This is a genomic window from Acidobacteriota bacterium (assembly GCA_018001935.1).
Taxonomy (GTDB): domain Bacteria; phylum Acidobacteriota; class JAAYUB01; order JAAYUB01; family JAAYUB01; genus JAGNHB01.
The window spans coordinates 107,325-117,175 of the sequence record JAGNHB010000004.1 but is presented as its reverse complement, the minus strand read 5'-3'; the positions used below and the strand labels follow the sequence as shown (position 1 = coordinate 117,175).

Below are 9,851 nucleotides of genomic sequence, written 5' to 3'. Positions count from 1 at the left end.
CGCCTCTGCCGGTTCAGGGGACCTCCCGGCAGGAGGTCCCTACGCCACATTCTTTGTGGCGGTGCACAACGAGGAGCGGATCATCGAACGGTGCATCCTCTCCCTGGTCAACCAGACCTATCGGAACTGCCGGGTGGTCTTCGTCAACGACGCCAGCACCGACGGCACCGCGGCCGTGCTGGACCGCTACGCCGAGCGGGGCCTGATCCGGGTGATCCACCTGGCGCGGAACGTCGGGAAGAAAAAGGCGCTGGCGGCGGCCATGCTCGGGGACCCGGGCGAGGTCTTCGTCTTCACCGACAGCGACTCGGTGGTGGCGCCCGACGCGGTGGAAAAGCTGATGACGGTCTTCGCCTCCGACCCGGACGTCGGCGCCGTCAGCGGCCACTGCCGGGCCCTCAACGCTGACGCCAACCTCCTCACCCGGGTCCAGGACTCCTGGTACGAGGGCCAGTTCTCCATCAAGAAGGCCTTCGAGAGCATCTTCGGGGCCGTGACCTGCGTGTCGGGGCCGCTGGCCGCTTTCCGGCGCGAGGCCGTCTACAACTTCATCCCCGCCTGGACCGAGGACACCTTCCTGGGTCGCGAGTTCCGCTTCGCCACGGACCGGACCCTCACCGGCTTCGTCCTGGGCAGCCGTTTCGTCGGCAGGAAGCTGAAGCGGCGCTACGCCGGCTCCCCCTTCGTCGAGGAGGTCGACTACCCGGCCCGCGACTGGAAGATCGTCTACTGCAAGGCCGCCCGGGCTTGGACCCATGTCCCCGACACCTTCGGGCGCTTCCTCCACCAGCAGGTCCGCTGGAAGAAGAGCTTCGTCCGGAACCTCTTCTTCACCGGGCGCTTCTACTGGCGAAAGCCCCTGTGCGCCGCCGTCAACTACTACCTCCACGCCCTCTTCGTCGTGGCCGGGCCCTTCGTCGCCTTCCGGCACCTGGTCTACCTCCCCCTGAACGGGAACTACGTCTCGGGGCTCCTCTACTTCCTCGGCATCGCCTACATCGGGTTCCTCTTCGGGCTGGCCTTCCGGATCGAGAACCGCGGGAGCCGGCGCTGGCTGCTTCGCCCCGTCATGAGCCTGATGTCCACGCTGTGCCTCTCCTGGCTCATCTTCTACTCGCTGGCCACCATCCGGAGGAGCGTATGGCGAAGAGGTTGATCCGGGGCCTGGAGTGGGCCTTCATTCTGGCCATGGCCGTCAACTTCCTGTTGCAGGTCAACCGGTACTACTTCAAGGGGAAGGGGACCCGTGAACTGGCCCGGGTCTTCACGGGGGAGATCCGGCCCACGTCCGGTCTCGCCTCCCGGGGGGAGTCCTACCTTTGGCCGCCCCTCCCCGCCCGGGACGCCAACCGGCCCATTTCCCTGAAGACGATCTGCCAGGAGTACCCCCGCACCTGCGGAGGGCGGGAGGTGGTTTACGACTTCCTGGACACGGGGAACCTGGAGACGGCCCGGAAGTGCCTGAACGGCTGGTTCTACGTGGAGCGCTTCCAGCCCGTGAAGCTCGGCTTCCCCCCCGCCTGGGAGGAGGACCCCTACCAGGAGCGCTACTGGCGGTTCATCTTCTACAGCCTGCGGCCGACCCGGGACCTCCTTCACGCCTTCCGGGCCACCGGCGACCCCCTCTACGCCCGGAAGCTCCTCACCCTGGTGGAGAGCTTCATCGACACCGGGATGGAGAAGCCCAACGCCTGGAACGACTGCCACGCGGCCGCCTTCCGTACCATGGTGCTGGTCAACACCTGGTGGAAGCTCCGGGAGAAGGGGGCGCTGCCCCCGGAGTCGGCGGAGAAGATCCTCGGCGCCCTGGTCCGGCACGGCGAGTTCCTCATGGACCCGAGCCACTTCGATCACGGCCACAACCACGGCATCACCCAGAGCGGCGCCCTCCTGGTCCTGGCCACCAGTTTCCCGGACCTGCCCGACGCCCCGCGCTGGGCCGAGACGGCCCGGGATCGCGTGGCCCAGTGCATGACGGAGATGGTGGACGCGGACGGTTTCCTGGTGGAGAACTCGGCCTACTACCACTTCTACGCCCTGGAAAAGTTCTGGGAGATCCGTTCCTACGCCCGGAGGTTCGGGATCGACCTCGCCCCGGTCTTCGAGGCGAAACTCCGGCAGATGATCCGCTTCGCCACCTACCTCCTGCAGCCCGACCAGACCATCCCCCTGCTGGGGGCCTCCCTGCCCCGGACCCTCCACCCGCGGGGTATCTACCGGGACATCGCGGCCGACGACCCCGGCTTGCGCTACGTGCTCACCAACGGTGCGGAGGGGACGGCCCCGGACACGACCTCCCAGGTCTTCCCGAACACGGGGCTGACCATCCTCCGGTCCGGGTGGGGCCGGGGAGAGGATTTCGGGAAACAGACCCAGGTGGTCTTCGACTACGGGCCTTACCGGACGTCCCACAGCGACCTGGACGGTCTCAATTTCACCCTCTTTGGCGGAGGCGGTGAACTGCTCAGCGACTCCGGCCTCTATTCGTACGAAAACGACCCGGTGCGGGCGTACTTCCACGGGACGGCCGCCCACAACACCGTTCTGGTGGACGGGATGGACCAGCTGGAAGGGTCCCCCGCGGCGGGGGCTTTCCGGGAAGGGGACGGCTACGTCTACCAGGCCGCCCAGCACGCACTCTACCCCGGGGTGGAGCACGCCCGGGCCGTGGCGCTCCTGGGGAAGAACCTGGTGCTGGTCATCGACCGGCTGAAGTCGGACCGCCCCCGGCAGTACGAACTCCTGTTCCACCTGGCCCCCGACCTGGACGCCCGGTCCCACGGGCTGAACGTCACCGGGACCGGGCCCCGCCCCGGGCAGCGCCTGGGCGTCATCCCGCTGGTCCGGGAGAACGTGAACCTCGCCGTCTACCGGGGGAACAAATCGCCGTTCCGGGGCTTCCAGTCGGACATGTACGAGCGCCTCGTCCCCCGGACCACCCTGTCCTACAGCCAGAAGGCGGCCGAGGCCGTTTTCGTCACCCTGCTGGAGATCGGGCCGCACGACCCGGGCCTGAAGGCCTCCATCTCCCCGGATCTCGGCGTGGTGAGCGTCTCCTCCAGTGGGAGGGGGTTCGAGGTGGGTGTCCAGGCTCTGGCGGGTTCGCCCGGCAGCGTCACGGTGGCGGACCACGACCCCGTGACCGTGACCGGGAGCACCGTGGACGCTTTCCGCACCCCGGGGGAGTGGTTCACGGGGAAGGGGGGCGGTGTTCGACCGGTCGAGGCGCAGGTCACGAAGGAGGGCATCCGCTTCGCCCTCCCGACGGACGGCAAGGAGTTCGAGCTCGCCCGGGAACTGAAGCTGAACCTGGCGGAGCGGAACCTGTTCCTCAAGTTTCGCCTCGAGCAGGCCGACGCCGTCGAGGCCTGCGAGATCCAGCTTTCCACGGACCACGGGAAGGGCCGGATGAGCCTGACCCTCAAGAATGCCTTCCGGCACCTCGAGGATACGGGCTGGATGACCGTGGGGCTCGGCAAGGGCCGGCACCGGCGGAACGGGGGCTGCTGGAAGGAGACCGGGCGAGGGTTCGACTGGTCGCGGATCGACGAAGTCCGCTTCCGGTTGAAGGCCCGGGTGGGCAGCGACGTCACCGTTCACCTGGGGCGCTTGTCCACCGTGGTTCAGCAACGGGAGGGGGTGGTCAGCCTGGTCTTCGACGACGGTCACTGGTCGGTGGAGAAGGGGGCCGAGATCCTCGCCCGCCACGGGCTGAAGGGGAGCGTCGCCGTCATCGCCGAGCGGCCCCGCGCCAACACCCGGGGCTATTTGAACCTGGCCCAGCTCCGGAAGCTCCGGGACGTCTTCGGCTGGGACATCGTGAACCACTCCGAGCACCACCGGCACGCCCTCAAGGACTACCTCGAGAAAGGGGACGAGCGCGGTTACGAAAAAGACGTGCTCAATGGGGCCCGCTTCCTCCAGGATAACGGCCTGGACACCGCGCCCAACTGGTACATCTACCCTTTCGGGGCCATCGACCGCCGGGTGCAGGACATGGTGGGGCGCTATTACAAGTTCGCCCGGTCCGTCCGGACCCAGCCCGAGGTCTTCCCCTTCGGGGACCCGCTCGCCGTCAAGGTCTTCTGCGTGAGGGCCGAGATGACCCCCGGGGAGATCATGGCCGCCGTCGAGGACGCCCGGGAGTTCCACCTGACGCTCCTCCTCGTGTTCCACCGCCTGGGGGCGACCTCCCGGGACTACAACGAGTACCTGCTGGACCGCTTCGAGGACTTCGCCGCCCGCCTGGCGGCCTCGAAGGTCCGGGTGCGGACCTTGGGCGAAATCGACCGGGACAACGGCGTCCCCCCCACCCGGCTCACCATCGTGGAGGCGAAGCCCCTCCAGCTCCGCCTGGACATCCGGTCCAACGGAAGGCCATGAGCGCATTGAAGAATCATGAAGTGGCGCAAGCTTCAGCTTGCGCGGTCACTCCGACCGAGCCGGTGGGGGTGGCGCAAGCTTCAGCTTGCGCGGGGAATCTCCTCCCCCGCGGGATACTCCCGGCGCTGGCCGCCTTTTCGAGGCTGCTGGTCCTGGCCCTGGCCTGCATCGGGCCGGGCGGCGGGGCGAAGGCCGAGGGGACGAAACCCGCCACGGTGCCCCACCCCGGTACGGCGACCGGGGCGGACCCCGTCGGCCGGCCCTTCGCGGAGACCCACGCCCGGATGACCGACAGCGAGTTTCACGATCCCTTCACCGACCCCGGCGTCATCGAGGACGCCTCCCGCATGGACCGGAGCCTGAGCCCCTTCTGGTGGGTCAACTCCGGTGGCTGCATGATCATCCGGGACGGCCGCGCCATGACCCTCCAGGGCGACCTCCCGGAGGATTCACGGTGGCGGGCCAAGTACGCGGCCGAAAGCGGCGACGACACCGACGGCGGCGTCCACCCCCAGAACATCTTCCGCCTCATCACCCGCTCCCGCTGGCGAAACCTGAGGCAGGAAGCCTATTTCCGAATCCGGCGCTACCACCTGAGCCGGGACGTCCACCGCGGCGAGTCCAACGGGCTGCTTCTCTTTTCCCGCTACAAGGACGCGGACAACCTCTACTACGCCGGTGTCCGCGTCGACGGGTACGCCGTCATCAAGAAGAAGATCAAGGGGGAGTATTACACCCTCGTCGACAAGCCGGTCTTCACCGCGGCGCAGCCCTGGGACCGGGAAAAAAACCCGAACCTCCTCCCGGAGGGCCGCTGGATCGGCCTGCGGTGCGAAGTCTACAACACCCGGGACGGGAACGTCCGGATCCGGCTCTTCCTGGACCGCGAGCGAAACGGGAAGTGGGCGCTGGTGCTCGAGGCCCTCGACCGCGGCCGGAACACCGGCGGCGGCCCCTTCCGCGGCGAGGAGCACGCCGGCATCCGCACCGACTTCATGGACGTGGAGCTGGATGACTATCAAATCTCCGACATCGGTTCGTAGAGGAAATGGACAGGAAAGGGAACCACGAACCACACGAACAAAGTCCCCAGTCTCGTTGACGATTCTTTTGCAAAAGGAAATGGACACCCGCCTTGCATTAACCCAAACGGCAAGGTAGAGACGTGGGTGTCCATTTCCTGCTATCCCACGAAAAATACAATTGAATAGTGAAAATAACCCTGTTAAAATAACACTAGATGACAATAATCCTGGAGATGCCGGGTGGACATCACGCTTTTCCAGATCTCGAACCCTTGGCGATACGGGCTGGCTTGGACTGTCCCGGAGATCCCGCGGCGGGTCACGCGGGAGATCCTCGACTGGATGCCGGAGCCGGAGATCCTGGTGCTCACGGGGGCCCGTCAGACCGGAAAGACCAGCATCCTGTACCAGTTGATCGATCAGCTCATCCGCCAACGGGGTGTGAGCCCAGAGGACATCAGTTTCTTCTCCCTGGACCTTCAGGGAACGGACTTTCTCCTGGAGGATCAGGGGCGTTTCCTGCGGTTTCTCGGTTCGCTCGACCGCCCCCGGAAATACGTATTCATCGACGAGGTTCAGCGGATGCCGGACCCCGGGCGCTTCGTCAAGGGGGTTCACGACCAGAGGCTTCCCCTCAAGTTTATCCTGACCGGGTCGTCCACGCTGGAACTCCGGGCCAAGACCGGCGAGCCCCTGACGGGTCGCAAGCGGGTATTTCCCGTGACACCCCTGACCTTCGGGGAGTTCGTCCGCACGCTGCCCTTTGGCGATACGCTCCCGTCCGACCCGCGGCCTTCCAACATCGGGCCGTGGATCGGCGCCCTCAACGACGCGCTGGACTCCTACGCCAGTTACGGGGGATACCCCGCGGTGGTGCAAACCCGGGACGCGCTCCGAAAGCGGGAACGTCTGCACGAGATCTTCGGCAGTTACCTGGAAAAGGACATCGCCGGCTTCCTGCGCGTCGAGAACCTCCCCGCCTTCCGGAAACTCGTCACCTGCCTGGCGGCCCAGGCCGGCTCGTTGGTGAACGTTCACGAACTCGCTGGGACCGTGGGCATTCACCAGGAAACCGTCAAGCGGTACCTGCACTACCTGGAGTCCACGTTCGTGATCCACCGGCTGCTCCCCTGGTGCGCCAATCCCCGCACCGAGCTGAGCAAGAGCCCCAAAATCCATTTTGCGGACCCAGGGATCCGAAACGGTGTCCTCGGGACGTTCACTCCGCCCTTAGGACGCCCGGACGGGGGCGCCGTCGTGGAAGGGATCGTGGCGGCCCACCTGCTCAACCGGCCGGGCCGTCAGGACCGGGTCAACTTCTGGCGGACGCAGTCCGGTGCGGAAGTGGATTTCGTCCTGTCCTCCACACGGGCCGAGCAGGCGGTGGAAGTCAAATCGGGGGAGCCCCGGTCCCTGAAGGTGGGCCGGGGGTTCCGCTCGTTCCTGGGCAAGTACGCGCCGCCCCGGGCAACCCTTCTGAACCGGTCCCGATGGGAGTCCGTGGACGTCGGCGGCCACCGGGTCGAGTTCGTTCCGACGGCGGTCTTTCTGCTCGAGGAAACGGACACCCAAGCCCCCTTTTTGCCGTTATCCTGAGCGCCAGAACGAATTGGGCAGACTCCCGAATCTCACTGCCAAGGTCTGTACGCTCCCTGCGTGTGTCTCCTCCGTGCCTCTGTGCCTCCGTGAGCGATCCTTCCAATTTCTTTCGCCAAGGCACGGGGGCACGGAGAAGATACGCCTCCGTTCGTGTATTCCGTGTATTTCGTGGTTCATTTTCCGGCTTGTCCGGGTCGGGGAAGCTATAATGGGAGTGTCCACCACCCGCGGGATCTTTTTCGGTTCCGATTTCGTAATCAGGATTCTATTTTCGCCCCGGAGGGGAAATCTCATGACGAAGACACGCTGGATCACCCTAACCTGCCTGGCCGGCCTGCTGGCCCTCGGTGCACTCCCGGCCCAGGACAAGCCGGCGACCCCGGCCCCGGAAAAGCCCGCGGCCTCGGCCCCCGACAAACCGGCCGCCGCGGCGCCGGCAGAGCCGCCTCCCGACCGGCCGGCGGAGAAAGCGGCCGTCAAGCCGCAGGACTTCGCCCCCTACTGCGGCGAGTACCGGACCGAGGGGAAGACGATGGTCTCGGTCTTCCTCATGGGGCCCATCTCCGCCCTGATCAAGCCCATGTTCATCGACTGGCGGTCCCTGCGGATGGGGGAACTCGCCGCCGGCGGCACGGACCGGTTTTTCAGCCCCCGGTCGCCCCAGGAGGCCGCGGTCCATCAGACGGACCTGGTGTTCGAGCGCGACGAGAGGGGTGAGGTCACCGGCCTGGTCCTGACCGAGCAGGGGCAGCCCCCGACGAAGGCCCGGAAGGTGGAAGCCTATCGCCGCGAGGCGGTCACCTTCGACAACGGGGACGTCCGGCTCGCCGGGACGCTGTGCACGCCCCCCGGCAAGGGCCCGCACCCGGCCGTGGTGCTGGTCCACGGCTCCGGGCCCGGCTGCCGGGAGCAGTTGGCGGTGATGGCGAGCTTTTTCGCCCTGAACGGCGTGGCGGCCCTCAGTTACGACAAGCGGGGCTGCGGAGAGTCGGGCGGCGACTGGAAGGCGGTGGACCTGGAGGCCCTGGCCGCCGACGCGGTGGCCGGCGTCCAGTGGCTGCGCCAACGCCCGGGGATCGACCCCGGGAAAGTGGGGGCGTGGGGCATCAGCCAGGGCGGCTGGATCACCCCGCTCGCCGGCGCCCAGTCGAACCAGGTGGCCTTCGTCATCAACCACTCCGGGCCGGGCACCAGCCTGCGGAAGCAGGACTCCTACATGACGGCCAGCATCCTGAAGCTGAGCGGCATCGCCCCGGAGGACATCGACCTGGTGATGGCCATGTACAACACGCTTTATGACTTCGGACGGGGCAAGGCCACCGCCGAGGCCCTGGACGCGGCGGCGGCGAAACTGAAGGGGAAACCGGGCCTGGAGCCGTACACCGAGTACACGTCCGCCAACATCAAGCCGGCCGAGCTGTACGCCCAGCAGGCCATCGGCGACCCGGCGTGGTTCTTCCACCTGGACCCCGACCGCGACGCCCTGGCGCCCTACAGGCGCCTGCGCTGCCCGGTCCTGGTGATCTACGGCCGGCAGGACTTCACGGTCCCGGTGGAGGAAAGCGAGAAGGCCATCCGGAAAACCCTGGAGGAGAGCAAGCACCCCGACTACCTGGTGCGGGTGCTGGAAAACACCGGCCACGGCCCGGCGCTGGTGGACGCGGCCAACCCGATGCGGCCCGCCGTGCCCGTGCGGGTCAACCCGGAGTACTTCGACCTCCTGAAGACATGGCTCCGCCGGCATGGCTTCATGCCGGGCCCGGCGGGCGCCCCTGGCCCGGAAGGCAGATAAACGGTTCCTTCCGGCCTGCGCGGAGGAAAAGGCAAAACAGACAAAAGGACCTAAAGGACCTAAAGGACCAAAGGGACAGCAGGAACAGGAAGGGGAAGGCCAGAGGACCGGCCTGCGAAGAATGGCCCGGAGGCGGCTTGCAACAGTCACCCGGGCCGCCCGGGAACGATCACATGGACTTGCCATTGAATGAAAGGCACTTGTCCGGTTTCCGTTTCAGACATACTGCTCTTTCAGCAGCACGGCGGCGGTCTCGTCGAGGAGTTCGCGACGGCGGACCTCGTCGAAGCGCTCCAGGAGATCTTCCACACGGAGGCGCCGCTTGTCGGCCCCGGCGTCGTCGTGGATCACCCGCCCCCGGTGCAGCATCACCAGGCGGTCGCCCAGGTTCACGGCCTGGGTCATGGAGTGGGTGACCATGAGGGTGGTGATGGCGTCCCGGGAGACGATGTCCATGGTGAGGCGGATGACCAGCTCGGCGGACTTGGGGTCCAGGGCGGCCGTGTGCTCGTCCAGGAGCAGGAGGCGGGGGCGGTTCCACGTGGCCATGAGCAGGGTCAGGGCCTGCCGCTGTCCGCCCGACAGGGAGCCCATGGGGGTGTCCAGCCGGTCCTCGAGCCCCATGCGCAGCGAGGCCACCCGCTCCCGGACCTCCGCTTTCAGCTTCCCGGAGAGGGACCAGCCGAAGCCGGGCCCCAGGCCGCGGCGCGACGCGACGGCGAAATTCTCGGCAATGCTCATGCCGGGGGCGGTCCCGCTGAAAGGGTTCTGGAACACCCGCCCGATGAGGGCCGCCCGCCGGTGTTCCGGGTGGCGGGTCACGTCCCGCCCGTCGACGAGGACCCGGCCGTCGTCGGGGACGAAGGAACCGGCCACGGCGCCGAGGAGGGTGGACTTCCCCGACCCGTTCCCCCCGAGCAGCAGGACGAAGGCGCTTTCGGGGATCTCGAGGGAGATGCCCTGGAGGGCCCGGACTTCGTTGGCCTCCCCGGGGTTGAAGGTCTTCCGCACGTCGGTCAGCTGGAGCGTGGTTTTGGGGTCCGTCGCCACGG

6 protein-coding genes are annotated in these 9,851 nt (G+C 67.1%); 5 read left to right on the top strand and 1 reads right to left on the bottom strand.

Features of this window, described 5'->3' with window-relative positions; translation table 11 throughout:
* From KA419_03040 to KA419_03020, 5 genes are all read left to right on the top strand, one after another.
* Window positions 1–1,156: glycosyltransferase family 2 protein (locus tag KA419_03040; GenBank protein ID MBP7864900.1), on the top strand; the 1,156-nt coding region annotated here is incomplete at its 5' end.
* Window positions 1,141–4,383, top strand: coding sequence for a heparinase II/III family protein (locus KA419_03035; protein MBP7864899.1), 3,243 nt, complete (start codon window positions 1,141–1,143; stop codon window positions 4,381–4,383). The genes KA419_03040 and KA419_03035, both read left to right, overlap by 16 nt.
* 68 nt (window positions 4,384–4,451) lie before the next feature.
* Complete coding sequence (locus KA419_03030; GenBank protein ID MBP7864898.1) at window positions 4,452–5,426, top strand: hypothetical protein; 975 nt, start codon at window positions 4,452–4,454, stop codon at window positions 5,424–5,426.
* Window positions 5,427–5,648: 222 nt separating this feature from the next.
* The gene (locus tag KA419_03025; protein ID MBP7864897.1) at window positions 5,649–7,004 is read left to right on the top strand and encodes an ATP-binding protein; all 1,356 of its coding nucleotides are present in this window, start codon (window positions 5,649–5,651) and stop codon (window positions 7,002–7,004) included.
* A gap of 295 nt (window positions 7,005–7,299) precedes the next feature.
* On the top strand, window positions 7,300–8,799 hold the full coding sequence (locus KA419_03020) for an alpha/beta fold hydrolase (protein ID MBP7864896.1): 1,500 nt from the start codon (window positions 7,300–7,302) through the stop codon (window positions 8,797–8,799).
* A gap of 216 nt (window positions 8,800–9,015) precedes the next feature.
* Here the strand turns inward: KA419_03020 and KA419_03015 are convergent, their stop codons facing one another.
* Entirely contained in the window at window positions 9,016–9,849 is an 834-nt protein-coding gene (locus KA419_03015; protein ID MBP7864895.1) for an ATP-binding cassette domain-containing protein, read from the bottom strand.
* Window positions 9,850–9,851 lie beyond the last annotated feature (2 nt).